Raw genomic sequence first — 24408 nt, forward strand, 5'->3', positions numbered from 1 at the left:
GTGCTTGCTGTGTCCATTTTAAACATTGATGCTTAAAATAAAATACTTTTCGATCACTTTATTAAAATGTTTTTAACAGAGTGAGTAAAACTTGTTCGCTTTTAGGTGTTTACTCAGATATTACTTGGTTGATCCAAGGTAACATCCATTGCGTAATAATCGGTTGAGCTTGTTCATTTGGGTGAATGCCGTCTCGTTGCATCAGTGCCTTGTCTGCGGCAATATCTTGCATGAAAAAAGGGATTAGCTTAATACTATATTCTTCAGATAATTGGTGGTAAATCTGAGTAAATGATTTGGCATACCTAGGTCCGTAATTAGGTGGTACCATAATCTCGGTCAGTAAAACTTTGGTGCCGTGTTGCTGAGATAGGCTAATGATTTTTGTAAGATTTGATTTCAATTTGTTAGGTGGAAAACCTCGCAACCCGTCGTTACCGCCTAGCTCAATTATAACCAGATCTGGCTGGCTTGATGCCAGTAAACTTGGGAGCCTACGCAATCCTCCCGCTGTTGTTTCACCACTAACAGAACCATTAATAATTTGATGTTGTGGCAGCTCATCACGGAGTAATTGAACCCATCCTTGTTCTTCTGACATGCCATAACCTGCACTTAAGCTATCACCCAAGACCAAAATCGTGGCAGCATAGGATGGTACACTCATAACTATCAGTAAAAACCCGCTGGTAAGCACGCGTTTAAGTGACGAATATAAGAAGGATTGTATGTCTAATAATATCGATCGAAATACCAGTGCCATTACTGTAACTAACCTCAATAAAACTGTTGTGACCCAAGAGGGAGAGTTGACTATCCTCAACGGCATCAATATAGATGTCAAGCAAGGAGACAGTATTGCCATTTTGGGACCATCAGGTTCAGGTAAGTCGACATTGCTGGGATTACTTGCTGCATTAGACACGCCGACCTCCGGTGAGATAATGTTAGATGGCGTGGCATTATCTGGATTAAACGAAGAGCAAAAGGCCGCGCTGCGTAAGCAAAAGGTCAGTTTTATCTTCCAGTCATTTATGTTGGTAGATACCTTAACCGCGCTTGAAAACGTGATGTTACCTGCAGAGCTTGCAGGGGTTAAAGAGGCCAAGCAAAAAGCCCAAGCCATGCTAGAACGTGTTGGCTTATCTCATCGATTAAATCACTTACCGAAACAATTATCCGGTGGTGAACAGCAACGCGTGGCAATTGCCAGAGCCTTTATTTGCGAACCTAAAGTGTTATTTGCAGATGAACCTACAGGCAACTTAGACAGTGTAAATGGCGATAAAATTGCTGATATGCTGTTTGCGTTAAACCAAGAAAGTGACACCACGTTGGTATTGGTGACTCATGACTTACACCTTGCTAAGCGTTGCGCACGCCAATTAGTGATGGAAAATGGTCATTTATCTGAACCATACGCAGATAATCTTAAGGCTGCCCATGTGAGCGCGGAACCTGCTGCGGAGGTTAATTAATGGAGTGGCAAATTGCGTGGAGATTGTTTAAACGTGAGCTGGCTCAAGGGCAATTAATTCTTATTGTATTGGCTATTACCTTAGCCGTGTTATCTGTTACAGGTCTTGCGCGGGTTAGTGAGCGTTTACAAGTCGCCATTAATGGTGAAGCCGCTAACTTTATTGCTGCCGATCGTATTATTGACTCACCTGTTGAACTTGACCCACAGGTACTGATTACCGCCGATGAACTGGGTCTTGCCCATGTCACCAACATGCAGTTTAACTCAATGGTGTATTCGGGAGACAAATTTCAGTTAGTGACGGTTAAAGCCGTTGGTGATGGTTATCCTTTAAAAGGCGATATAGAGTTAAGTACAGGTGTGACTCAACAATTACCACAACCAGGTCAAGCATGGTTTGAAAGTCGGTTAGGTGGTTTACTGGGTTTTCCACAAAGCATTGAGTTGGGTAATAGTGAGTTATCGCTAACTAAAGAAATTAGTCGTTTACCTGATGGTGGTTTTAATCCTTTTGCATCTTCGCCGGTGTTACTAATCCGTTTGGATGATGTACCCGCGACAGGCATTATTCAGCCAGGTAGTCGCGTAACTTATTTATACCAATTTAGCGGTAATGCTGAACAGTTAACGGCGTTTGAGCAGCAAGCTAAACCTTTGCTCAATAACAGTCAACGTTGGGTAGATGTGCAATCGGGCGACTCGCCTATTGCTTCAGCTGTGCAACGTGCGGAACGATTTTTGTTGCTTGCCAGTTTACTTGGCATAGCCTTGGCGTGTGCGGCGATTGGCATTGCGGCCCAGCGTTATTGTCAACGCCATTATGACGTTGTAGCTATGCTAAAAACCTTTGGTGCATCGGGTAAACAAATTCGAGTGCTATTTGGCATGCATTTGTCATTAGTGACCTTACTGGGGATTACGTTGGGTTTACTTGGGGGCGTATTACTTGACCTTGGTATCACGGCTTTTTTACCCGTCGAGATTGCCGCTTATTCGCCACCCTATATACGTCCGATATTGTTAGGTGTAAGTACAGGCTTGATTAGCGCGTTTATGTTTTCGGCTTATCCGTTAATGCGGCTGTTAGCCATTCCGCCATTAAGAGTATTGCAGCGCCAATTAGAAGGCTTGCAGCTGGGCATGTGGTTACACCTGCTATTAAGCTTGGCTGCCATGGCGTTGTTGGGTTATTTATATTCAAGAAGTTTAGCGCTGACCATGACGGTGGTACTTGCGGTGCTATTATTAGGTTTTTTACTCAGTGTACTTGGTTTTGCGATGATCCGTTTTGGTCATGGTATTGGCATGAAAACCACTAATCCATTCCAATTGGCGTTAGCTGGTCTACGTCGCCGTGCGCGCCAAAATGCGGTACAGTTAGTTGGCTTTAGCAGTGCGTTAGTATTGTTGCTAACTATTTTAGCGTTGCGCCAAGACTTACTCAATGAATGGCAAAAGCAGTTACCTGAAAATGCTCCAAATTACTTCCTCGTCAACATCGCCCCAGAAGATGCTAAACCGCTGAATGACTTTTTAACGCTCAATCATATTAGCGCCACTGATATTTATCCTGTAGTGCGTGGGCGACTGACTCATATCAACGATGAGGAGTTGATTTCAGGTAAGCAGTCTGAAGATGGTGTTGAAGGGCGCGTGGGGATTTCTCGCGAACTAAACTTAACCTATCGAGATACCTTACCACCTAATAATAAGTTACTAGAAGGTGAGTTTAACCAGGCTGCAGATGATGTGTCAGTTGAGTCTGGCGTTGCAGAGCGACTAGGAATAGAGCTGGGAGATAAGCTAACCTATAACATCGATAATCAACCATTTTCGGTTAAAGTTGCCAGTATTAGGCAGGTTCAGTGGGAAACCTTACAACCTAATTTCTTCATGATTTTCACCTCAGAAGCACTGGCGCCATTTGCATACACGTCTATGGCGAGCTTTCATCTCAATGATCAACAACTAGCCGCGGGCGGCAGTTTACTGAGTGCTAATCAAGTGGTACTGCAACTGATCCAGCAATTTCCAACAGTATCGATTATTGATGTTGGCGCTTTGGTTGAGCAGTTACGGCAAATTATTGATCAAGTGTCATTATCGCTGTCACTGGTGTTGGTCTTAGTATTACTGGCTAGTGCCTTAGTGCTAATCGCACAGACGGAAGCGGGTATGGCAATGCGGCAACGCGAACTTGCAGTGTTGCGCACTTTTGGCGCATCGGGTTGGTTACTTCGTGCATCTACTGGGTTTGAATTTGCTTTACTGGGTGCAATTGCGGGGTTATTGGCGGTTATTGTTGCTGAGTTTGCTTTATACATGCTCAAAACCCAAGTTTTTGAGTTAGTGGTTTACATGCACTGGCCATGGTGGGGGATCACCCCAGTTGCCGGCGCAATTATTGTGGCCATTCTTGGGGTATGGCGATGCCGTCAGTTACTCAATAAGTCCTGTAGTGACATGTTAAAAGAGGGCTAAACTAGGGCCTGTTGATCTTTGCTGGTTGAATTTTGTTCGAGTTAAAAACGTTTTAATCGAGGCGAATGGATTGATGCCTAGTCATCTAAGCAAAATGCATTCAACAAAGAGTAAAACGTTTTTAGCCGAACCCTTCGGGCAGCGTTTGTTGGCCATTTTTACTGTGTTATCGACTTTTTATGTAGAATAACTACACCTCAAAGTCTCTGCCTTGTACAAATGGCCAACAATTCGCTGCAAAAATAACCTTGAAAGATCAACAGGCCCTAGCAGCTGCTAAAAGTATATTGATAAAAGGGAGATGCAAACACATCTCCCTTTTATGTTAGTTAATTGCTGATGACGTCATTTTTGGCGCATTTTGTATTGGGTTGGACAATAAGCTCTATCTATACCTTCAGGGCGCAATTTAAGGTGTTTGGTTTTACGACCACTGACGCGTACTCGCCATAACTTAAAGCTGTTAAGTTTAAGTGAGGTGCGCATGAGCTTAATAACACTCGATTCATTTAAACCGTAAAGATGTTCAATCGCTTCAAATGGCGTGCGGTCTTCCCATGCCATTTCAATGATCCTTGAAGTATCGTGTGGTGATAGCATTGAGTATAATAATGTTTATTAGGTTTGTACCTTAGTACGTGTGTTATCTAATTTTAGATTAGTGTTTTAATAATTTGTGTTTACAGCAGATGAGTTTGCTAAAGTCGTATCCAAATTTACTGGGCCGAATTATTAATTTGAATACAAGTTAGTTATTTTTTATTTAGCGTGAGTATGTGATGCGTCTCGATCGATTTGTGTGTAAAAGTACCGAATTAACTAAAATCCAAGCCATTGCTTATATTCATCAAGCTAAGGTTTTTGTTAATGGTATTGCGGTATTAGATGAGGCTATTCAGGTACACGAAAGTAACCATATTCAATTAGATGGTGAAAAACTGTTTCCTCGAGCATTTCGCTATATTCTAATTAATAAGCCTGCCAATACGCTTTGTTCTAATGTCGATAGTGTGTATCCATCCGTTTTTTCATTATTGGATGTGGAACGATTATCTGAGCTGCATATTGCCGGGAGGTTAGATGCTGACACAACAGGGTTAGTGCTGATTACCGATGATGGTCGCTGGACATTTGCGATAACATCGCCCTCAGGAAAATGTCATAAAGTTTATCGAGTCATGTTGGCCAAACCGCTAGTTAAAGATACCGCCGAACGTTTTTTACACGGCATTGCTCTCCAGGGCGAGCACGCGCTCACTTTACCTGCTAAGTTACAAGTTATTACGCCTCAAGAGGTACTACTGACTTTAACGGAAGGGAAGTTCCATCAAGTTAAACGCATGTTTGCTGCCGTAGGTAATAAAGTGGTGTCGCTGCATCGAGAAAGTATTGGTGCGGTTAAACTGGATGTAGCAGTAGGTGAGTGGCGTTATTTAACCGATGTAGAGATGGGGTCATTTAACCCAGTATGACCCTATGGTGGTTTGTTACGGCCAATTTAATGACACTTTGAAAGATTAAACTCTGTCGCTATTAACTCTTGTTATATCAACTAGACAACCATGTTGGTGTTGAAATTTTTGAGTTTAGAAAACCAACAAGACTCAAGACGTAACGTCGAATACTGGAGAACCAGTATCGGCCATTTCTGCATCCAAGATAAAGATGTAGAAGCTTTAGCTGAGAAGATTGTTGTGGCTGGTGGCAAAAGCGTATTAAGGCTCCACGTTACTCTTACCCAGGTGAAAAACCTTATCGTAATATGTCTCAGGTCACTGAGAGGGGCGTATATTGCTGTGATGAAGATGGAATGGTATAGCGATAACCAAAGTGATTGATTTAACTATATACTGTTAAGTCAGCTTTAAATTCAGCGCCCCTTTTTTTGGGTGTAAAAAGCGCTTTATTGATTATGTTATCATAACCTCACGCATACGATATTCACCCATTAATGTCTTCACTTCAGGGTATTTAGCCAAAATTTCATTAGGCATTTTTTATCAGCCTAGCTCCACGTTTTCATGAACGCTTTATACTTCTTTTTGTTAAGTTCCATGTCCGCACCATTAGCCATAGTGACGACTGATAACATTACCACTAACGGGCAAGTCACTTGTATAGATTTTCAGTCTTTGATGTCCTCTTATATCCACTAAAAATCAAGTTCCTTTTCAATGTTAACGGCTTTAACCCTGCGACCACTCAAACCTGCTCAATATATAACCGCCATGTTAGGATCTACTTTAACGGTAGTCATTACCATTATTTCGGTACCGAGATCGTAATTTTGGTAAAACTCTAATCTATCTCTTGCAAATAATATGCAGCTGAATAATTTGTAAGCAATTGTATTTAATTACTTTAGTTCTATTTCCCTTTTTGATTATTAATTAATTTCTTTTTGCTCAATGTCATCATAGTAAAGAATCAAGTCACTCTACAATGTGACATGCTAACCTGGTAGTTTTACGGGAGTGCGTGAGGGTGGCTAAAAAGTAAATAGTATTAACCACGGGTGTTTAAACTGGAATCATACCTTGCTGGCTATATTGTCCTTACTGTTAACGTCAGTGAGTATAGTTATTAAAAATATATAAAATAATAATTTTTTGTTATCATTATGCCATTATTAGCGGTGACATTAGTATTCATAATCAATGTCGTACAAGATATGTTCATTGGCGATGCAATGAAGTGTTTAGTGCATAATAGAGGCGCAGCATGTTAAATCAACAATGGTTAACCACATTTATTAAACTTGTCGAAGTAGGGCATTTTACTCACACGGCAGAGCAGCTTTTTATGACACAACCTGGCGTGAGTCAACACATTAAGAAGCTTGAGCTGCAAGTGGGTGTTGATTTACTGATCCGAATAGGAAAAAGCTTTGAGCTAACAGAAGCGGGAATTATCTTGTATCAACGAGCGTTAGTTTGGCAGCAGCAGCAAGTGCAAGTGTTGTCACAATTAGCGATAGATGATGAGCATATTGGTGAGTGTCGTATTGCTTGTTCTGGATCGATGGCCTTACTGCTATATCCTCATCTTATTGACTATCAGTTACCTCATCATCAATTACAAATATCTTTAGAAGCAGCGCCCAATAAACGCATTATTGATAATGTGATGGCTAATACCATTGATGTGGGCATTATTACTCACTCAATTAATATGGATGAGCTTGAAGTCATCCCGCTAGCTGCACAGTCATTGTGCCTGGTATTACCTCAGTCGTATCCACATCAGTCGGTTACATTTGAACAACTCATGGCGCTTGGAATGGTGAGTCATCCTGATGCGATGCATTATTGGTCACAAATAGCGCGTCAGTACTTTACTGACAAACAGGCGCTGGCATTACAGGTGCCGATCCGCAGTTACGTGAATCAATTAAACCAAATTCTTGTGCCAGTAGCTAAAGGTCTGGCATTTGCTGTGCTACCGCAATTTGCCGTCGATAATTTTGCACAAGCACAAGATATTCGTATAGCGTCGTTTGCCACTGCGGATGCCGATAGTGTGGTGGTCAGTGAGCCATTATTCATAATTCATAAAAAACATCGCCCACTTGCTCGGCGCTATGGGCCTATTATCGATAGAATTAAACAGCTAGTGTAGTACTGAGCATTAATTTGAAGAATTGATAACTTGTTGCAATGCGTTATTAATATCGCTGTACTGAAATTCAAAACCTGCCGCTAAAGCTCGTTTAGGCAATACAAATTGGCCTGTTGTCAGTAATTCTGACATTTCACCCATTGCCAGTCTTAGGGCTAACGGTGGTGTGGTTATCTTGGCTGGACGATTTAATGCACTGCCTAATGCTTTAGCAAATACGGCATTGCTAACAGGTTGAGGTGCTGTCGCATTATAAATGCCTTGTAAGCTAGAATTGTTGAGTAAATAGCAAAATAATTTAATCAAATCATCAATATGGACCCAGCTCATACCTTGCTCGCCATTGCCTATTGGACCGCCTAAGCCAAGTTTAAAAGGGGGCAACATTTTTGCTAATGCGCCGCCATTTTTGCCAAGCACAATACCAATGCGAGTAATACACACTCGGGTCTGTTGCGACTGTGCTTGGAGTGCACGGTTTTCCCATTCTTGACAAATATCATGACTAAATTCGGCATGAAACCCACTAGCTTCATCAACAGGTGTTTGGTTTTGTCTACCATAATAACCGATGGCAGAAGCACTAATAAAGGTATGCGGTGGAGTAGTACTTTTACCAATAAGCTGAGTTAACGCCGCAGTGATATCCCAACGGCTGTCGCATATCAGTTTTTTTTGCTTGTTACTCCAACGTTTACTGACAATCGGTTCGCCAGCAAGGTTAATTACTGCATCAATATCGTTAAGGTCTGATTTGTCTGCAAGAGTTTCCCAGTATTGATGATGGCTGCCAAGACTATTTTTGCCATTACCCATATTTCGCGTCAATATGATTAGCTGGTGGTCGCCAAGAGATTTGACTAATTGTTTGCCAACAAACCCCGTAGCGCCAGTAATTAATATTTTCATCTAAATTCCCCCTTAACTCTATGTAACAATATACGATCGTAAGCTTAAAAAGTGATCACAAACTCAGTGTTAAACATAGCCGTTAGTGTTGTTTCTGGTAGCATAATTCCATCGATACAGAGTCTGCAAAGCGCAGTGCGTGGGGTTTATCGATTTCAACACTGGCAAATTCAACCCAATCATGTTCGCTGGCAATCGCGAGTGTTTGATTGGTTAAGTTTTCGAGTAAGGAAAAACGATTGTTTTCTATTAAGGCGATGATTTTTTTAGTAATGGTGCGATAATTCAATGCATCTTCAACATTGTTACTATTGCGGGCTTTATCGGCACAATAATGAATCACTACGTTAATGATGACATCTTGTTGGTTGTTAATTTCGTCATCTTTAATGCCGATAAAAGTACGTAAACGTAAGTTTTTAATGCGTATAATAGCGGTTTCTGGTTTCATATGATGTCAGCGGGTCCCTGAAAGTAGTGGTATACCATTATTGTCATCAGCTGAATGTGAATCGACAATAAAATTTAACTTAGTTTGCAATATGTTACTGGGTTTAGCTTAGCATATAGAATCATTTTAATAATCAATAATAAGGATTTTAGTTCTATGAAAGGAATACAACAATCGCCCATGGCTGTACGTAGTTTTGTGGTTATGGCTTGCGTAGTGATTATTTTGGCAGGAATTAAAACAGCCAGCCCAATTGTAGTGCCTTTTGTATTATCTGCATTTTTAGCGGTTATTTGTAATCCAGCTATTGTGTTGATGACGCGCTATCGTATTCCTAAATGGTTATCGATCATCTTATTGATGGGATTTATTGTGTTAATGGGCTTGTGGCTGGCCAGTTTAGTGGGCAGTTCGGTAACTGAGTTTTCGAAAGAAATGCCCAAGTATCGGGAGCAACTGATAGAACAATTTGCTTGGATCCTTGAAAAGCTTCAAGACTTTAATATTCAGATTTCTAAACAAAAGGTGCTCGACTACTTTGATCCGGGTATGGCGTTATCCATGACCACCAATATGTTGTCTGGTGTGGGTAATGTGATGGCTAATTTATTTCTGATTATTTTAACTATTGTATTTATGTTATTTGAAGCGCAATCAATGCCGAGAAAGTTTCATTTAGCCCTTGATGCGCCAGATAAACGTTTAAAGCAAATCGACAAATTTTTACAGTCGGTTAATCAATATATGGTGATTAAAACCCTTGTCAGTTTAGCAACTGCAGTGGTTGTTGGTATCGGTTTGACTATCATTGGCGTTGACTATGCTTTGTTATGGGCCGTCATCGCTTTTCTGTTTAATTATATTCCTAATATTGGTTCTATTATTGCCGCAATTCCTGCGGTGTTATTAGCTTTTATCCAAATGGGCCCAGGGGCCGCTGGTATAACCGGTTTATTGTATGTGGGTACCAATATGGTAATGGGTAATATGGTTGAACCCCGTTTTATGGGGCGTGGTTTAGGCTTGTCTACTTTGGTTGTCTTTTTGTCATTGATTTTTTGGGGATGGCTGCTTGGATCTGTCGGCATGTTACTGTCTGTACCCTTGACCATGATTGTTAAAATTGGTCTTGAATCGAGCGACTCGGGCAATTGGCTAGCAATTTTGTTGTCGGATGATAGTGATGATTCACCCAATGAGTCTGCTAATAGTGTTAAAGCAGAAGCCGAAATTGCAGCTGAAGATGAACACACAAACGACGATGACGAACAGGTTAATAATGACGTTATTAGTAGCGTCAGTAGTGATATTGATAATGACCATAGAGTGGACAGTGACGCGACCGCTAAGTCGTCAACCACAAATACATAATCCTATTGATTGTATTTAATTTATTGAGCTAAGAGAGTGTATGAAAGGTTTTTTACAAATAGTTCCAAATTTGACATTCGGTGATGATGTTTGCCGTTTATTCCATGGCCGCGGTGGTTTATACGTGGGCGATGAACACCTGTGTTTAGATTGGTATAAGCCGGTATTATTGCTCACCAGTTTTAAGATGCTCGAAAGCGATCAACTTAATGAGCTCGTGGCCGCTATTGTTAGTTTATGGCAACAACAGCGCCCAACTGAGACACTTAATTTGGTGTATCAATATCGCCACGGCGGTCAAACATTGAGTGAGTTATTACACGGCGAAGTGCCTGAACAGCATATTGTTACCGAAAATGGTGCGCGCTTTTTAGTCCATTTATTACGTGGACAAAACCACGGTTTATTTTTGGATATGGCCAATGGACGAGCATGGGTTAAGCAACATACAAAGCATAAAAAGGTACTTAATCTGTTTGCTTATACTTGTGGCTTTTCGGTAGTCGCTTTGCAAGGTGGGGCAGATGAAGTGGTCAACATGGACATGAGTAAAGGTGCGTTAAGCATTGGTAAGCAAAACCATGTATTAAATGACTTACCCGCAGGTGCGCGTTATTTAGGCCACGATATTTTTAAATCTTGGGGTAAGTTAACCAAGCTTGGACCTTATGATTTAATTGTGGCCGATCCACCCAGTAATCAACGTGGCAGTTTTGTTGCCACTAAAGATTATGAGCGCTTATTGAAACGTCTGCCGGACTTGCTTGCCCCGCAAGGTGAAGTGTTGCTGTGCTTAAATGCCCCTGAACTGGGTTGTGATTTTTTAATGCAACAAGTGGTTAATACCGCACCACAATTAACCTATGTTGAGCGAATTGTTAATCCGTCCGTTTTTGGTGATATTGATGAGCAGAAATCATTAAAAGTATTACGTTATCGTTTGAACTAATTTGTCAGCGTTTTACATAAAACCGACCGTCATTTGGCTGTCGGTTTTTTTATGGTCGTTAAAAATGCTAAAGTAAATTCATGTCGTTAACAATTTAGCAGCATTTTGGCTAAGCAAGTTCATTTCTGTGACATATACTTTATGTTAGTAAAGAGTGATATTGCTCAAAAAATCGTTAAATAATCCTTTATTTAATCGGTATTTATGTTCAATAACCCTGATCTAGCTAATGATTTATTTAAATTGATGATCTAGATCATATTAACCTCGTTTTACCAATTTGTGAGTATATAGTTTGTTACTGCATTAACGATAAAATTCACACGAGTCTTAATAAGAAGCAATAAAGCGATGATGATTTATTGTTTTTATCCCAACTCTTGGAGGGTCCATGAGTAATGAAACCAAAAGCAAAAAGGGTTTAGAGTTAAAGATTTTTATCTTTTTAACTGTTTTTTTAGCCCCAATTTTATCTGTGTTACTGGTTAGCGCACTGGGTTTTAGTATCTGGTTTAGCCAAATTTTAACCGGGCCTCCAGGCGCGGGCTAATCCTAAAATAATAAATAATGCGAGAGTGATGTATGAGCAATGAACTTCACGTAACCAGCCTAATTGTCCAAGTACATCCAGATAAGATGGCTGAAGTCAGACAAAAAATTATGGCCATCAAGAATGCTGAGTTGTCAGCTAATAATGACGTTAAGTTAGTTGTTGTCGTTGAAGGTCCGAGCCAACGCTCGTTGATGGATGATATATCAACAATTAATGCCATTCCAGGTGTGTTGACTGCCACCATGGTGTATCACCAAAGTGAAGAGCTTGAAGAAGGTGAAGTATGAAAATGAATAGACGCGACTTTATGAAAGCCAATGCCGCTATCGCAGCGGCAAGTGTTGCAGGCTTAGCTTTGCCGACAAGTGCAAGCAACCTGATCACTAGCTCAGAACAAACCAAATTAGAATGGAACAAAGCCCCTTGCCGTTTTTGCGGTACCGGTTGTTCAGTGATGGTTGCCACCCGTGACGGTAAAGTTGTTGCCACCCATGGTGATGCAAAAAGTGAAGTTAACCGCGGTTTAAACTGCATTAAAGGTTATTTCCTTTCTAAAATTATGTATGGCCGCGATCGTCTGCAAACGCCAATGTTGCGTATGACTGATGGCAAATATGACAAGCATGGCGAATTTACGCCTATCACATGGGAAAAAGCCTTCGACACTATGGCCGAGCGCTGGAAAGCCACCATTAAAGCCAAAGGCCCAACTGCCGTTGGTATGTTTGGTTCTGGTCAGTGGACCGTATGGGAAGGCTACGCTGCTGTTAAGTTAATGAAAGCGGGCTTTGGTTCAAACAACATCGATCCAAACGCGCGTCATTGTATGGCATCTGCGGTAGGTGGCTTTATGCGTACCTTCGGCATTGATGAGCCAATGGGGTGTTATGACGATATGGAAGCGGCTGACGCGTTTGTGCTTTGGGGCTCAAACATGGCAGAAATGCACCCGATTTTGTGGACTCGAGTAACCGATCGTCGTTTAAGCGCACCGCACGTTAAAGTTGCCGTGTTGTCGACCTTTGAACATCGCTCATTTGACCTTGCTGATTTACCGATTGTATTCACGCCACAAACAGATTTGGCGATGCTTAACTTTATTGCCAATTACATTATCCAAAATGGCAAAGTGAATAAAGACTTCATCAGCAAACACGTGAATTTCCGTAAAGGAACCACAGACATTGGTTATGGTTTACGTCCAACGCATCCATTAGAAATGAAAGCTAAAAACGTTGCAACAGCAGGTGACTCTACACCGATCGATTTTGACGAATTTGCTAAATTTGTAGCAGATTACGATGTCGAATCAGTGAGTAAGTTGTCAGGCGTACCAGAACATAAGCTTATCGAGTTGGCAGAACTTTATGCCGATCCCGATCGTAAAGTGACGTCATTCTGGACCATGGGCTTTAACCAACATACTCGTGGAGTGTGGTGTAATAACCTGATTTATAACATTCACTTGTTAGTGGGTAAAATCTCTACTCCAGGTAACAGCCCATTCTCACTAACCGGTCAACCATCGGCTTGTGGTACCGCACGTGAAGTGGGTACATTCTCACATCGTTTACCGGCTGATATGGTAGTGACCAACCCTGAGCACAGAAAACATGCGGAAGACATTTGGAAGATCCCAAGTGGTATTATTCCACCAAAGCCTGGCTATCATGCGGTTGAGCAAAATCGTCGCTTAAAAGATGGCGACCTAAATTGCTACTGGGTTCAAGTGAACAACAACATCCAAGCTGGCGCTAATATAAACGAAGAAGGTTTACCGGGTTACCGTAATCCAGAAAACTTCATCGTGGTATCAGATGCGTACCCAACGGTCACCACTCAAGCAGCAGACTTAATTTTACCAACAGCAATGTGGGTCGAAAAAGAAGGTGCTTACGGTAACGCAGAACGTCGTACCCAATTTTGGCACCAAATGGTTAAAGCACCAGGCGAGTCACAGTCTGACTTATGGCAGTTAATGGAATTCTCTAAGCGTTTCACTACTGACGAAGTATGGCCTGCTGACGTGTTAGCTGCTAACCCTTCATTTAAAGGTAAAACCTTATATGAAGTACTTTATCTTAATGGCAACGTTGATAAATTCCCATTAGCCGATGCTGATCCTAAATATTTAAATGATGAAGCTAAGCATTTTGGTTTTTATGTTCAAAAAGGCTTGTTCGAAGAATACGCTACCTTTGGCCGTGGCCATGGTCACGATTTAGCTGACTTTGACATGTATCACAAAGAACACGGTTTACGTTGGCCTGTGGTTAATGGCAAAGAAACCAAATGGCGTTTCCGTGAAGGGTCAGATCCATACGTTAAAGCCGGTAAAGACTTTGAGTTTTATGGCAAGCCAGATGGTCGTGCGGTTATCTTTGCATTGCCTTATGAGCCAGCGGCAGAGTCACCAGATGAAGAGTTTGATATTTGGTTATCAACAGGTCGTGTGCTTGAGCATTGGCACTCTGGTTCTATGACACAGCGTGTACCTGAGCTTTATAAAGCCTTCCCAGATGCAGTGTGTTTTATGCACCCAGAAGATGCTAAAAAGCGCGGTTTACGCCGTGGTGATGAAATTAGAATTGTCTCTCGTCGTGGTGAAATTAAAACCCGAGTAGAAACCCGTGGACGTAATAAGCCGCCAGTTGGTTTAGTGTTTGTACCTTGGTTTGATGCTAGCCAGCTCATTAATAAAGTGACGTTAGATGCGACAGATCCTTTGTCAAAACAAACTGACTATAAAAAATGTGCTGTAAAGATTGTTAAGGCTTAAGGAGACAGACCATGAAAACAGGTAAATTATTATCGATTATCGCGTTATTAGGTTTCTCTGTAAGTGTAATGGCTACCAGCATACCTGAAGACAAAATCGACACATTGCGTTTAGCGCCAATTAACGTAGAACCGACACCGCCAGCTATGCAAGCGGTGATCAATACCGATGTTAAGCAGGTACGTAATTACCCAATGCAGCCACCGGTTATTCCACATAAGATTGATGGTTATCAAATCGATCTTAAAGTGAATAAGTGTATCCAGTGTCATGCGCGTACCAGTACCGGTCATTCACAGGCTCCAATGGTGAGCGTGACTCACTATATGGACCGTGATAATAACTTCTTGGCTGATTTATCACCACGTCGTTATTTCTGTACTCAGTGCCATGCACCGCAGTTAGATGCCAAGTTATTAGTTGAAAATGACTTTGTTGATATTGATCACTTAATGAAGGCGAAAGCCCCTGTTAAGCATTAGGAGTCACTATGATTGCAAAATTGCTTGAGCAACTAAAAATTGTATGGAAAGTACTGTGTCGTCCTAGTGTCCATTACAGTCTTGGCTTCTTAACCATTGGCGGATTTATCGCAGGAGTGATTTTCTGGGGCGGATTTAACACCGCTTTGGAGCTGACCAACCGCGAACAATTCTGTATTGGTTGTCATGAAATGGAAAACAACGTTTATCAGGAGCTGCAAACCACCATTCACTTCACTAATCGAAGTGGTGTGCGTGCAACCTGTCCTGATTGCCATGTGCCACATAACTGGACCGACAAAATTGCCCGTAAAATGCAAGCGTCTAAAGAAGTGTGGGGCAAAATATTTGGCACCATTAATACTCGTGAAAAGTTTGAAGCAAAGCGTCGCCATTTGGCTGAAAACGAATGGAACCGACTCAAAGCTAACGATTCTTTAGAGTGCCGTAATTGTCATAACTTCGACTATATGGATTTCACTCGCCAGTCTAAGCGTGCATCACAAATGCATTCAACGTCATTGGCTAGCGGCGAAAAAACCTGTATCGATTGTCATAAAGGTATTGCACACCAATTACCTGATATGGCGGGCGTAGAAGGGTTCTAAACTGTTTAACATTGTCAGTGTATAGAAAAAGCCAGCAAATTTGCTGGCCTTTTTGTTTATGCATTTCGAACTAAAGTTGCTTACGTTAAATCAACCTGTTGTCCAATCACATCAATTAAATATTCAGTGAAATCATGTCCATGGTTTTGCAACATTTTCGGGAACATTGAAATAGGCGTTAATCCGGGGAAGGTATTGATTTCATTTAAGAGGATTTGATTATCTTGAGTTAAAAAGAAATCAATGCGCGACAAGTGCCGTAACTTCATCCCTTTAAACGCTTTTACTGCGTAATCACGGATCCGCTGACTGATCTCTGGGCTGAGATTATCCGCAACAACGTCGGTGCGAGCCTTGCTATTTGTAGCGTACTTTTCATCAAATGAGTAAAAGGTATTGCTGTCGCAAATAATCTCACCTGGTAAGGTAGCTACTACTTCACCCTGGTATTGATATACGGCGACTTCTAATTCACGCGCATGGATGGTTTGCTCAACTACAACGTAAGGTGCATAACTAAATGCATCCTTAAGTACCTTAGCGATATTGGCTTTCACATCGACTTTATAGCATCCCACAGACGATCCTTGTGATGCTGCTTTAACGAAAACTGAGCCCCATTTATCAAATGCCGCTTCAGTTTGCTTGATTGCAACATCATCTAGTTGATGTAAAAAGATGTAAGGCGTGTTTGGGACACCTAAAGCCGAAAACCACATTTTAGCGGTAATTTTGTTAAAGCAATTGTTAGATGCTTCTGACTCACAACCAAAATAAGGGAGTTGAATTAAATTAAAGTACGATTGAATATCACCGGTTTCACCAGGAAAGCCATGAATGCACGGAATAACATAATCGACAGGCCAAGCTGGCGTGCTGTTATCTTCAAAACGGATTTCACGGCGATTGGTTAAATCGCATAATTTACCGTCTTCGGTGTGGTAATGTCCGTGCTGGTCGAGTACTAACTTACGTACCGAAAATTTATCTGACTTAGCCAGAGATGACTCAAAAAAACGTGCCGACATTAATGAAATATCGTGTTCTGCACCACCACCGCCGCATAATAACAGCAGATTAATTCTTGGCATGGTTACTCCTGGAAAAGATAAAATATGAACTGAAGGTGGGGCTGAAACTAGCAATGTTATCCGCCCTGGAAATTATGCTTATAATAAAGATTGACCACTATAAAGTGCAAGTTACCGTTAACATTATTTCAACTTTAATAGCAAATTATTAAGTCAACGGTCTCAGTCTGGTTGTCATGATTAGTGCTCAGCCATACTTAAAGTAAGTTTGTTGCTTAGTGAACATTTCTTATCGATAACATGTGAACTCGCTATTTTAATGATACTAGGGCCTGTTGATCTTTCAAGGTTATTTTTGCAGCGAATTGTTGGCCATTTGTACAAGGCAGAGACTTTGAGGTGTAGTTATTCTACATAAAAAGTCGATAACACAGTAAAAATGGCCAACAAACGCTGCCCGAAGGGTTCGGCTAAAAACGTTTTACTCTTTGTTGAATGCATTTTGCTTAGATGACTAGGCATCAATCCATTCGCCTCGATTAAAACGTTTTTAACTCGAACAAAATTCAACCAGCAAAGATCAACAGGCCCTAGCACTACTCAGGTAAGTACTTCTTACGTTCAGTAACACATTCATACTCAGCCATTTCAAATTCACGGCAAATCAGTGGCCGAAGTTCGTAAATTGAACACATCATAGTATCTCTATCCAATGCAGCGCACCAACCATCATCAAGGCGCAACATTACTTCGCCACCCCATGCATCGTTATCAATATACTCATCAGGCACGCCGGTTTCAGTAATCAGCATTACTTCAAGGCGACAGCAACAGGCCTGGCAAGTCGAACACGTTACCGCGACGGGCTGCTCACTAGCGTTTATGGTTTGGTTAGTCGCTGATTTATCTTGCGACTTAGGGAACATTGTAATGATATTGGTGGGCATTAATGGCTGCTGTTAAACATTTTTGCTAAGGATACCGTAAATTAATCGCGATGACGTTATTTTTGGATAAATAACCGCACATCTAAGCTCTCGTTGAGGTTAAATAATCATTATATTGAACTTCGCCAAACAACTCGGTGAGTGCTTGGCTGTTAATGGATTATAATTTAACCACGTTGCCGGTTAACGCAACGCCAGCAACAAAAGTACCCGCACCACATTGGAAAGTGTCATTACTGCTGCTGAGGTTATTTTTATAGTTTGATTTTATTGCAACAACGGCATTACCACCTTCTTTTATCGCACGTTCTTTAAGTGAAATCATTGCCGATAAAAATACCCACTGGCAAGCTTCAAGATCGGTTTTATTAAATGCATTGGTTTTCTTGTTTGACTTGAATTCGCCAAACTGTTGTTGCGGCTCACTATGAGCTTGGTCACCAAAATAAAATACAATATCACTACCGAGTTTATTTTTTGCTTGTTCAGAGTCCATCGCATCAGCTACCGAATAACTGGCGATATCGTCGCGGGCATATGAGGTGGCAGGTATTAAGAAAATGACCAGAATGATGGCTGCTAGAATGTGTTTCATTTGACGTTAAATCCTTTTAATTGTTTGCGTTGCTGTTAAAAATCCATAGTTCGGATAAAAATAACATTAACTCACTGATTTTACACTTATCAATAAGGATTACTTATTCTTATTAATAGCGAATAAATCTGACTAAAAGACTAAATTATGCTCACTTACAATGGGGAGATTACCCAATAAAAGAGTGTCACAAGTATTGTCAACATTCACTAAACTGGAGCCGCTTTGCTGATACCCTGAAAAAGGCAAGTGCAATATAAGTGGGCGCTATGGCGAGACGCTGCGGAGCGTTACACTCTGTTACTTTTTAAATTCCTTAAATCATATCAACATTCAGTAAACTCACTTATTGCGTGTTAACGTATTGTTAACAGTACAGGCAGTCATTATTACTGTAATAATAGCCATGTCATTTTCGTCATGTAGGTATTTCAAAGGAAGGGATATGATTAAGAAATCATTAAAATGGATTGGAATAGGTACCTTAGGGCTAGCGACACTGGGTGGCGGATTTGCCGCACACGAATGGTATGCCGACAAACCTTTTTTATTTAGGGCTTATCTAGACCGCGCAATGGTCAAAATGGCCTTTGAAGATCCAGAAACATTAACCTCATTAGGCTTTCTTGAATCAGTAGGTATAACCGGTCATAACGCCCATTTAGATAATGTTGATCCCGCCAAAGATCAAGCTATGTTCAATGAATTGGTCGAGTTTCGTCAGGGGTTAATGCAATATCAAAATGCTGATTTAGATGAAAACCAGCAACTGTCTAAAGACGTGGCCTTGTATTTATTAGATATGTTGGATGAGTTTGAAAAATATCAATATCATAATTACCCCGCTAACCAAATGTTTGGTATTCAAAGTGCTTTTCCAAGCTTTATGGAGTCGACTCACCAAGTTAACACCCTAGAAGATGCGCAAAATTATTTGTCACGGCTAGGGGAAGTTAATCGCAAGTTTGGTCAGTATTTAATAGGCCTAAAAAAGCGTGAAGACATGGGCATTATTCCTCCACGCTTTGTTATTGATCGCGTGTTAGATGAAATGCGTGGTTTTGTTGGCACTCCAGCGACAGAGAATATTCTGTACACCTCATTGCAAACCAAAATGGATAAAGCTGAGGATATCAACGACAAGGACAAACAAACTATTTTAGCCAAAACAGATGCCGCCATTCGTGATTTGGTATACCCAGCGTACGGCTTGTTTATTGACTACTTTGATAACTTAAAAACCAAAGCAGGTACTGACGATGGTTACTGGCGTTTGCCTGATGGTGATAAAGCCTATAATTTGGCGTTGCGATTTTTTACCACCACACACTATAGTGCAGACTATATTCATGACTTAGGCTTGTCTGAAGTGGCGCGTATTCACCTCGAAATGATGACCATTTTTGCGTCAGAAGGTGTTGATGTTTCAAATGGATATTTGGCGGCAATGAATGAGTTTTCTGCCAGACCAGAGTTTTATTATCAAGATTCAGATGAAGGCCGCGCACAAATTTTAAAAGATTACCAAACAATATTAGATGAAATTGACCAAGGATTAGATGAAACATTTAATATTCGCCCTAAAGCGGGCATGGAAGTAGTCCGTATTCCAGAATTTAAAGAGAAAACCGCACCCGGTGCCTATTACCAAGGCCCATCGTTAGATGGTTCTCGTCCAGGACGCTTCTTCGCTAATTTATATGATGTTAAAACCACGCCGAAATACAGCATGAGAACTTTAGCCTATCATGAGGGGATCCCTGGGCATCATTTCCAAGTCTCTATTGCGATGGAACTGGAAGGAATGCCACTTATTCGCCGCTTTGCCCCTTTCACGGCCTACATTGAAGGTTGGGCTCTTTATGCTGAACGCTTAGCCTACGAGCAAGGGTTTCAAAAAACACCTGCAGATAATATAGGCCGTTTAACGGACGAGTTATTACGTGCCGTAAGACTAGTTGTCGATACCGGGCTACACCACAAAAAGTGGACCCGAGAGCAGGCTATTGAGTATATGGCCAATAATACCGGCCGTGCTGAGCGCGATGTAGTGTCTGAAATTGAGCGCTATATTGTTATGCCAGGTCAGGCGACGTCTTACAAAGTCGGCATGATGAAAATTCTAGAGCTGCGTCAAAAATCAAAAGACAGTTTAGGCGATAAGTTTGATCTACGTGAGTTTCACGATGCAGTCTTGAAGAATGGCGCAATGCCACTTGATTTACTCGAGCGAGTTATTGACAGCTATATCGCTGCCAAGCAAGCTGAAACGACCTAGGTCGCCTCTAGATTAGCTAAGCATTAGCCTCCATTATAATGGCTAACTTAATTAACACTTTGAAAACCAGTAGTATTCCAACTGGTTTCTATTGTTCGTCTTGGTAATGCCGCGTTGTTATTACACCGCATCTTCTATTTGATTAATAACAAGATGATCTGCTGTGGTGTTTCTTGCATATTGCCCTTGATTAAACACCGCGAGGATAATTAATGGATAAAATCTATCATCTTCCCATTCAAATCGAGGTAAAAGTCTATCGTAATCTAGATTGAAAGAGGTTAAGTTAACCCGCTATACAAGTAGGTGACATCGTTATTTATTGCCAACAGTTACTGGCTATATATATTCAAAAAGTAAGATAAGGAGCTTTTTTAATGAGTGACAAAATGAGTGAGCCGGCTTTAAACGCTTTGAAAGTTGCATTTACCTACATGCCTAAGTCAATTGAAGTGACTAAATATGAGTACGGTAATGATTATAAAAAAATATTAGATCACATTGAAACTGTAAGGGAAATGCTATTAATTAATGATGTTGATCCTGAAGAGGTTTATGGTGAAATCAACCCTGAAAGTACGCCCAATTCAAGCTATTGATTGAGTGTAGTGCTCGATGCTGTTAAATCTGATAGCTATAAAAATGGGTTGGATGGAAGACGTTTTGTATAATACATTACAAATGATAATTGTTTGGCACTCAAGAGCTTGCTAAATTGTTAAGTATTAAAGTGTGCTGAATGTATCATTATGATATTCATTAATTGTAATGAGTATAGCATTTTCAATATTTATTCACCTTGGATAGAGATTAATAAAGGGAATTATTATGGCTGTTACGTTAGCAAGTCCGGCGAAAATAACTAGTGCAGAAAGAAAAAATTAGAGATCAAATGCCATAATCGTTTAAATTGGTCTGATTCAGGAAATTGGATGGGCGTAGGTAAACAGCCAAATTGTTTTATAAAGGAGAACCTGACAAGTTATTCTTCACATACATTTAAATTTCCAACAGATGCATCTGCAACAAATTGGAATCTTGAGTGGGAAAAAGCAATACGTTATTCTGGTCACTTAGGTACAACTGTTCTTACTGTCGGAGTGACGGTTTTTACTGGGGGAATTGCTGGCATTGCTATAGGTTCTTTAGCCGCGATAATTAAGGATGAGCTTCAAGCTCAGATTCCGTATCCTAGAGTGAATAGAGGATGGAGTTACGAAGTAATATTTAAATATGACTTTAAATGGTCTCCTCATCCTTGGGGTCAGCGAGAGCTTGTTCAAACAATGGTTACTATAACTAAAGATCATAATCAAAAAGAAGTAAGTGCAACATCGAGCGAAAGAAAGTATAAATTGTCTGAACTGCCTGATGGCTGTCTCTTGATCAGATCTCATAAGCTCTCGCCATCAGCAATCATTTCTTTCGCGACTCGGTAGCCTACAACATGAGACTGTAATGTACTCCAACCTTCCCAAACCGCCGTCCAGCTTGCGATCCCTGTTCGTTTGGTATCGGTGAAACCACCCAGCTTTGCGATTGATTGATACGCCCACTTCAGACTCGGCGCTCCTTTACCTTTATGCCCTCTAGGCTTATTAAACCACATTAGCACCTTCCATTCATCTTCTTCGAGCACCGTGTCACAGCGTTGAGCCTCCACTGCTTTGGCCTCCTCAAGCAGCCCTTTTTTACGTAAATAATAAGGGAGGGTGATGGCTTCTCTGAGTTGCAGTAAACGGACGCCGATAAAAGCTAAGATTGAAACCGCTCTTTCTAAATTCTTAGGCTCTGTCATTCTTTGGCGCTCAGCTCCTGCACCCGTTTTCCATGCTTTATGAAAATCTTCAATTCGCCATCTTGCTGTGTAAATATCAATAATATGAAGTGCTTGAATTAACGTATCGATTGGCTCTGTTGTTAATAGCACCCAGCGCAACGGCTCAGTAACGCTTTTTGATGTTTTTTCTTGAGCGTACACCACGTTTACTGGCTGAGTCTCACCTTTCGTTTTGAACGTAACCTGTGCCACTTTAATTGTTAGCTTGGCTTTTCTTGCCACGCGGTTTACAGGCTTCCCTTTACTATTTTTTGTCCCTTTCTGGGCGATATCGATAGTGTATTCACCCAGTTCGGCTTGTGATTCAAGATGTTCAAATAACGTAGCGTCAGTCTCTATCAGCGTTCTAGAATGTTTCGCTCGAACAACGAAACGTTCATTATGCTTCTGCTTATCTTGAATATAACTCAATATATCTGCTTCTCTGTCACACACTGAAATGACCCGTGACATGATGTCTCCCAAGCGTTGACGGCAGAAATAGGACGCTTCTGACCACTTACCACTTTCTTTTTCGTCAGCATCTTCAGGGTTATTAGGACGAAGCCAGTATTCTTGATGAATAAGCCCGATAGTCTGAGTCGTGAAGCTGTCTAATAGCAGGGTTGAATGAACCCACCAACCACGTGATTTATCTGTCGTCGTCCCCAGTTTGCCAAGCTCTTGTGCTACTTGGTGTTTGTAACTCAACGCAGTGGTGTCATCAATGGCTAATATCTCAGCATAGGGCTGGGCAAGCTCTGCAGTATGTTGAAAACCAGAAGCTCTAATCACTTCTGGAGAAATGTTGTCATTACGGATCAATCGATAAGCCCCTTCAACTTTAGCTTCATTACCTCGACATGATAAAGCGATTGACTTACCGCTACAACGCGCCATGTCGGCAGCAACTTCGATGACACGGTCAGTGCGACGCGAGTCACCAAATGAACCGTTTTTAAAGTGATTGTATGACCATTGCTCTGGGTTGAAAATTGACATCATTAATCTGCAAGTTGATTGAGTTACCAGATCTGATCATCGATTTGTCACAAAGTTCATTTTGCTTCAGATTTGTGTAGAAGAGTCAGGCCTGATGGTTTAGGTCGAATGCTTGCAAGTGCCCCATCTAAAATAACTTCAACGGATTTTTTATAAAATGAAATCTATTTTAAAAATGTTAAGTGTTACTTTTTTGTTTTTAATTTTTTCTATGGGCTGTATTCCTAAGTCTTCAGCAAATAAAGATGAAATTAATGGCAAATGGCAATTAACCGAAGTACAGTACGAAGATGATAGTTCTAACTTTTTAGACGGTGGTAACTTTGTCGTAATTGAAGATACTAGAATAATCGAAATATTCTCAAAGCAAGGTCGTAAGGCATATAGTTATTATAGAGAGAATAATATCCTTTATGTGACTTCAGGTGATGAGGTTATTGAATGGAAAATACAATCATTAGATAGTTTGAATTTGCATCTAAAAACCCCAATAGGTGTTTATATTTTAAAGCGCTAGAGGCTATATTGTAGTGCTCAATTACTTTTGAGCAATAGATTGAGTTTCGCGCCTGAATAGCTTCAACTCCTTAAACTTCAGGCTGTACAAATATCCAGATATAAATCAAATCTACTATATATGCTGAGCAATCAAAAAAACTATGCTCATTTTTGAGAGATTATATTCTAAATAGACTAAACATCTCAACTGAACACTGGCTAAAAATTACCACTGAGTTTGGCTCAATATCTAAAGGTGCTGTCGCGGAAAACTACCTGCTTAACAGAATATTGTGAGCATCTAGCGTGAAAGCGGCCACAAGGCTCATCAAACTGCCAACGCGGGTTGTATGCTTAAGGCTTAATCTTTAAAACTAGAGTTCACACTGAAACAATAACCTCATTTTGTACTTGATATCAATCAAGGGTAATATCAAAGTTCCAATGAATTTGAGTGTATGGATAAGCCGATAAAAGAAGTCGTTTAACGAACTTAACTTGGGGGGCCGAATTCAGTTGACCAGGTCAGATGGCATTTAAAATATTGTTTTTCAGGC

General features: G+C 40.8%; 24 protein-coding genes and 1 pseudogene. 16 read left to right on the forward strand and 9 right to left on the reverse strand.

Annotated features, from left to right (window positions below; all coding sequences use genetic code 11):
* Positions 1 to 109: 109 nt before the first annotated feature.
* The gene (locus tag EGC82_RS08290; protein WP_124730342.1) at positions 110 to 667 is read right to left on the reverse strand and encodes an arylesterase; all 558 of its coding nucleotides are present in this window, start codon (positions 665 to 667) and stop codon (positions 110 to 112) included.
* Positions 668 to 728: 61 nt separating this feature from the next.
* On the opposite strand from EGC82_RS08290, the gene EGC82_RS08295 reads away from it, so the two are divergent.
* Positions 729 to 1478, forward strand: a complete 750-nt coding sequence (locus tag EGC82_RS08295) for an ABC transporter ATP-binding protein (protein WP_124730343.1) — start codon at positions 729 to 731, stop codon at positions 1476 to 1478.
* A complete protein-coding gene (locus EGC82_RS08300) occupies positions 1478 to 3961 on the forward strand; it encodes an ABC transporter permease (protein ID WP_124730344.1) in 2484 nt (827 codons plus the stop codon). Before EGC82_RS08295 ends, EGC82_RS08300 begins: the two co-directional genes overlap by 1 nt.
* A gap of 345 nt (positions 3962 to 4306) precedes the next feature.
* Here the strand turns inward: EGC82_RS08300 and EGC82_RS08310 are convergent, their stop codons facing one another.
* Positions 4307 to 4561: a TIGR03643 family protein gene (locus EGC82_RS08310; protein ID WP_124730345.1), complete on the reverse strand. Its 255-nt coding sequence runs from the start codon at positions 4559 to 4561 to the stop codon at positions 4307 to 4309.
* 179 nt (positions 4562 to 4740) lie between these two features.
* Here EGC82_RS08310 and EGC82_RS08315 point away from each other — a divergent pair, with 179 nt between their 5' ends.
* A complete protein-coding gene (locus EGC82_RS08315) occupies positions 4741 to 5433 on the forward strand; it encodes a pseudouridine synthase (RefSeq protein WP_124730346.1) in 693 nt (230 codons plus the stop codon).
* 86 nt (positions 5434 to 5519) lie between these two features.
* A pseudogene (locus tag EGC82_RS21520) lies at positions 5520 to 5720 on the forward strand (VOC family protein); the annotation flags it as partial.
* Positions 5721 to 5871: 151 nt separating this feature from the next.
* On the opposite strand, the gene EGC82_RS21840 reads toward EGC82_RS21520, so the two are convergent.
* Positions 5872 to 5955, reverse strand: coding sequence for a hypothetical protein (locus EGC82_RS21840; protein ID WP_124732595.1), 84 nt, complete (start codon positions 5953 to 5955; stop codon positions 5872 to 5874).
* Positions 5956 to 6682: 727 nt separating this feature from the next.
* Between EGC82_RS21840 and EGC82_RS08330 the strand changes: the two genes are divergently transcribed.
* Positions 6683 to 7579, forward strand: a complete 897-nt coding sequence (locus EGC82_RS08330; RefSeq protein WP_124730347.1) for a LysR family transcriptional regulator — start codon at positions 6683 to 6685, stop codon at positions 7577 to 7579.
* A 9-nt stretch (positions 7580 to 7588) separates the two neighbouring features.
* On the opposite strand, the gene EGC82_RS08335 is transcribed toward EGC82_RS08330, so the two are convergent.
* A complete protein-coding gene (locus EGC82_RS08335; RefSeq protein ID WP_124730348.1) occupies positions 7589 to 8488 on the reverse strand; it encodes a TIGR01777 family oxidoreductase in 900 nt (299 codons plus the stop codon).
* A gap of 82 nt (positions 8489 to 8570) precedes the next feature.
* Positions 8571 to 8939 (reverse strand): dihydroneopterin triphosphate 2'-epimerase, encoded by a 369-nt coding sequence (gene folX / locus EGC82_RS08340; protein WP_124730349.1) that lies wholly within the window; start codon positions 8937 to 8939, stop codon positions 8571 to 8573.
* Between the two features lie 156 nt (positions 8940 to 9095).
* Between folX and EGC82_RS08345 the strand changes: the two genes are divergently transcribed.
* From EGC82_RS08345 to EGC82_RS08375, 7 genes are all read left to right on the forward strand, one after another.
* Positions 9096 to 10310, forward strand: a complete 1215-nt coding sequence (locus EGC82_RS08345) for an AI-2E family transporter (protein WP_124730350.1) — start codon at positions 9096 to 9098, stop codon at positions 10308 to 10310.
* Positions 10311 to 10350: 40 nt separating this feature from the next.
* The gene (locus EGC82_RS08350; protein ID WP_124730351.1) at positions 10351 to 11259 is read left to right on the forward strand and encodes a class I SAM-dependent methyltransferase; all 909 of its coding nucleotides are present in this window, start codon (positions 10351 to 10353) and stop codon (positions 11257 to 11259) included.
* Positions 11260 to 11650: 391 nt separating this feature from the next.
* Positions 11651 to 11809, forward strand: coding sequence for a periplasmic nitrate reductase, NapE protein (locus EGC82_RS08355; RefSeq protein ID WP_124730352.1), 159 nt, complete (start codon positions 11651 to 11653; stop codon positions 11807 to 11809).
* A 32-nt stretch (positions 11810 to 11841) separates the two neighbouring features.
* The gene (locus EGC82_RS08360) at positions 11842 to 12099 is read left to right on the forward strand and encodes a chaperone NapD (RefSeq protein ID WP_124730353.1); all 258 of its coding nucleotides are present in this window, start codon (positions 11842 to 11844) and stop codon (positions 12097 to 12099) included.
* 2 nt (positions 12100 to 12101) lie between these two features.
* The gene (gene napA / locus EGC82_RS08365; protein ID WP_124732596.1) at positions 12102 to 14591 is read left to right on the forward strand and encodes a nitrate reductase catalytic subunit NapA; all 2490 of its coding nucleotides are present in this window, start codon (positions 12102 to 12104) and stop codon (positions 14589 to 14591) included.
* 11 nt (positions 14592 to 14602) lie between these two features.
* On the forward strand, positions 14603 to 15073 hold the full coding sequence (locus tag EGC82_RS08370) for a nitrate reductase cytochrome c-type subunit (RefSeq protein ID WP_101087915.1): 471 nt from the start codon (positions 14603 to 14605) through the stop codon (positions 15071 to 15073).
* Positions 15074 to 15093: 20 nt separating this feature from the next.
* Positions 15094 to 15681, forward strand: coding sequence for a cytochrome c3 family protein (locus EGC82_RS08375; protein WP_124732597.1), 588 nt, complete (start codon positions 15094 to 15096; stop codon positions 15679 to 15681).
* Positions 15682 to 15761: 80 nt separating this feature from the next.
* On the opposite strand, the gene EGC82_RS08380 is transcribed toward EGC82_RS08375, so the two are convergent.
* The 3 genes from EGC82_RS08380 to EGC82_RS08390 form a co-directional block, all read right to left on the reverse strand.
* On the reverse strand, positions 15762 to 16772 hold the full coding sequence (locus tag EGC82_RS08380) for a D-alanine--D-alanine ligase (RefSeq protein ID WP_124730354.1): 1011 nt from the start codon (positions 16770 to 16772) through the stop codon (positions 15762 to 15764).
* 536 nt (positions 16773 to 17308) lie between these two features.
* Positions 17309 to 17659, reverse strand: a complete 351-nt coding sequence (locus EGC82_RS08385; RefSeq protein WP_208646935.1) for a YkgJ family cysteine cluster protein — start codon at positions 17657 to 17659, stop codon at positions 17309 to 17311.
* 160 nt (positions 17660 to 17819) lie between these two features.
* Positions 17820 to 18254, reverse strand: a complete 435-nt coding sequence (locus tag EGC82_RS08390) for an excinuclease (RefSeq protein ID WP_124730355.1) — start codon at positions 18252 to 18254, stop codon at positions 17820 to 17822.
* A 445-nt stretch (positions 18255 to 18699) separates the two neighbouring features.
* Between EGC82_RS08390 and EGC82_RS08395 the strand changes: the two genes are divergently transcribed.
* The 3 genes from EGC82_RS08395 to EGC82_RS08405 all read left to right on the forward strand — a co-directional run bounded on the left by EGC82_RS08395 (position 18700) and on the right by EGC82_RS08405 (position 21971).
* Positions 18700 to 20532 (forward strand): DUF885 domain-containing protein, encoded by a 1833-nt coding sequence (locus tag EGC82_RS08395; protein ID WP_208646936.1) that lies wholly within the window; start codon positions 18700 to 18702, stop codon positions 20530 to 20532.
* A 377-nt stretch (positions 20533 to 20909) separates the two neighbouring features.
* Positions 20910 to 21131, forward strand: a complete 222-nt coding sequence (locus EGC82_RS08400) for a penicillin-binding protein (protein WP_124730356.1) — start codon at positions 20910 to 20912, stop codon at positions 21129 to 21131.
* A gap of 333 nt (positions 21132 to 21464) precedes the next feature.
* A complete protein-coding gene (locus EGC82_RS08405; protein ID WP_124730357.1) occupies positions 21465 to 21971 on the forward strand; it encodes a hypothetical protein in 507 nt (168 codons plus the stop codon).
* Here the strand turns inward: EGC82_RS08405 and EGC82_RS08410 are convergent.
* On the reverse strand, positions 21926 to 23356 hold the full coding sequence (locus tag EGC82_RS08410) for an IS4 family transposase (protein WP_124730358.1): 1431 nt from the start codon (positions 23354 to 23356) through the stop codon (positions 21926 to 21928). The two genes, EGC82_RS08405 and EGC82_RS08410, sit on opposite strands and share 46 nt — an antisense overlap.
* A gap of 154 nt (positions 23357 to 23510) precedes the next feature.
* On the opposite strand from EGC82_RS08410, the gene EGC82_RS08415 reads away from it, so the two are divergent.
* Entirely contained in the window at positions 23511 to 23870 is a 360-nt protein-coding gene (locus EGC82_RS08415) for a lipocalin family protein (RefSeq protein ID WP_124730359.1), read from the forward strand.
* Positions 23871 to 24408: the final 538 nt, after the last annotated feature.

The organism is Shewanella livingstonensis (assembly GCF_003855395.1).
In the GTDB taxonomy this organism is placed as follows: Bacteria; Pseudomonadota; Gammaproteobacteria; order Enterobacterales; family Shewanellaceae; genus Shewanella; species Shewanella livingstonensis.

Bases quoted from the DNA above. Each gene is read 5' to 3' on its own strand.
- EGC82_RS08290 (WP_124730342.1), bottom strand. From the start codon at position 667: ATGAGTGTACCATCCTATGCTGCCACGATTTTGGTCTTGGGTGATAGC.
- EGC82_RS08295 (WP_124730343.1), top strand. From the start codon at position 729: ATGTCTAATAATATCGATCGAAATACCAGTGCCATTACTGTAACTAAC.
- EGC82_RS08300 (WP_124730344.1), top strand. From the start codon at position 1,478: ATGGAGTGGCAAATTGCGTGGAGATTGTTTAAACGTGAGCTGGCTCAA.
- EGC82_RS08310 (WP_124730345.1), bottom strand. From the start codon at position 4,561: ATGCTATCACCACACGATACTTCAAGGATCATTGAAATGGCATGGGAA.
- EGC82_RS08315 (WP_124730346.1), top strand. From the start codon at position 4,741: ATGCGTCTCGATCGATTTGTGTGTAAAAGTACCGAATTAACTAAAATC.
- EGC82_RS21840 (WP_124732595.1), bottom strand. From the start codon at position 5,955: ATGCCTAATGAAATTTTGGCTAAATACCCTGAAGTGAAGACATTAATG.
- EGC82_RS08330 (WP_124730347.1), top strand. From the start codon at position 6,683: ATGTTAAATCAACAATGGTTAACCACATTTATTAAACTTGTCGAAGTA.
- EGC82_RS08335 (WP_124730348.1), bottom strand. From the start codon at position 8,488: ATGAAAATATTAATTACTGGCGCTACGGGGTTTGTTGGCAAACAATTA.
- folX (WP_124730349.1), bottom strand. From the start codon at position 8,939: ATGAAACCAGAAACCGCTATTATACGCATTAAAAACTTACGTTTACGT.
- EGC82_RS08345 (WP_124730350.1), top strand. From the start codon at position 9,096: ATGAAAGGAATACAACAATCGCCCATGGCTGTACGTAGTTTTGTGGTT.
- EGC82_RS08350 (WP_124730351.1), top strand. From the start codon at position 10,351: ATGAAAGGTTTTTTACAAATAGTTCCAAATTTGACATTCGGTGATGAT.
- EGC82_RS08355 (WP_124730352.1), top strand. From the start codon at position 11,651: ATGAGTAATGAAACCAAAAGCAAAAAGGGTTTAGAGTTAAAGATTTTT.
- EGC82_RS08360 (WP_124730353.1), top strand. From the start codon at position 11,842: ATGAGCAATGAACTTCACGTAACCAGCCTAATTGTCCAAGTACATCCA.
- napA (WP_124732596.1), top strand. From the start codon at position 12,102: ATGAATAGACGCGACTTTATGAAAGCCAATGCCGCTATCGCAGCGGCA.
- EGC82_RS08370 (WP_101087915.1), top strand. From the start codon at position 14,603: ATGAAAACAGGTAAATTATTATCGATTATCGCGTTATTAGGTTTCTCT.
- EGC82_RS08380 (WP_124730354.1), bottom strand. From the start codon at position 16,772: ATGCCAAGAATTAATCTGCTGTTATTATGCGGCGGTGGTGGTGCAGAA.
- EGC82_RS08385 (WP_208646935.1), bottom strand. From the start codon at position 17,659: ATGCCCACCAATATCATTACAATGTTCCCTAAGTCGCAAGATAAATCA.
- EGC82_RS08390 (WP_124730355.1), bottom strand. From the start codon at position 18,254: ATGAAACACATTCTAGCAGCCATCATTCTGGTCATTTTCTTAATACCT.
- EGC82_RS08395 (WP_208646936.1), top strand. From the start codon at position 18,700: ATGATTAAGAAATCATTAAAATGGATTGGAATAGGTACCTTAGGGCTA.
- EGC82_RS08400 (WP_124730356.1), top strand. From the start codon at position 20,910: ATGAGTGACAAAATGAGTGAGCCGGCTTTAAACGCTTTGAAAGTTGCA.
- EGC82_RS08405 (WP_124730357.1), top strand. From the start codon at position 21,465: ATGGGCGTAGGTAAACAGCCAAATTGTTTTATAAAGGAGAACCTGACA.
- EGC82_RS08410 (WP_124730358.1), bottom strand. From the start codon at position 23,356: ATGATGTCAATTTTCAACCCAGAGCAATGGTCATACAATCACTTTAAA.
- EGC82_RS08415 (WP_124730359.1), top strand. From the start codon at position 23,511: ATGAAATCTATTTTAAAAATGTTAAGTGTTACTTTTTTGTTTTTAATT.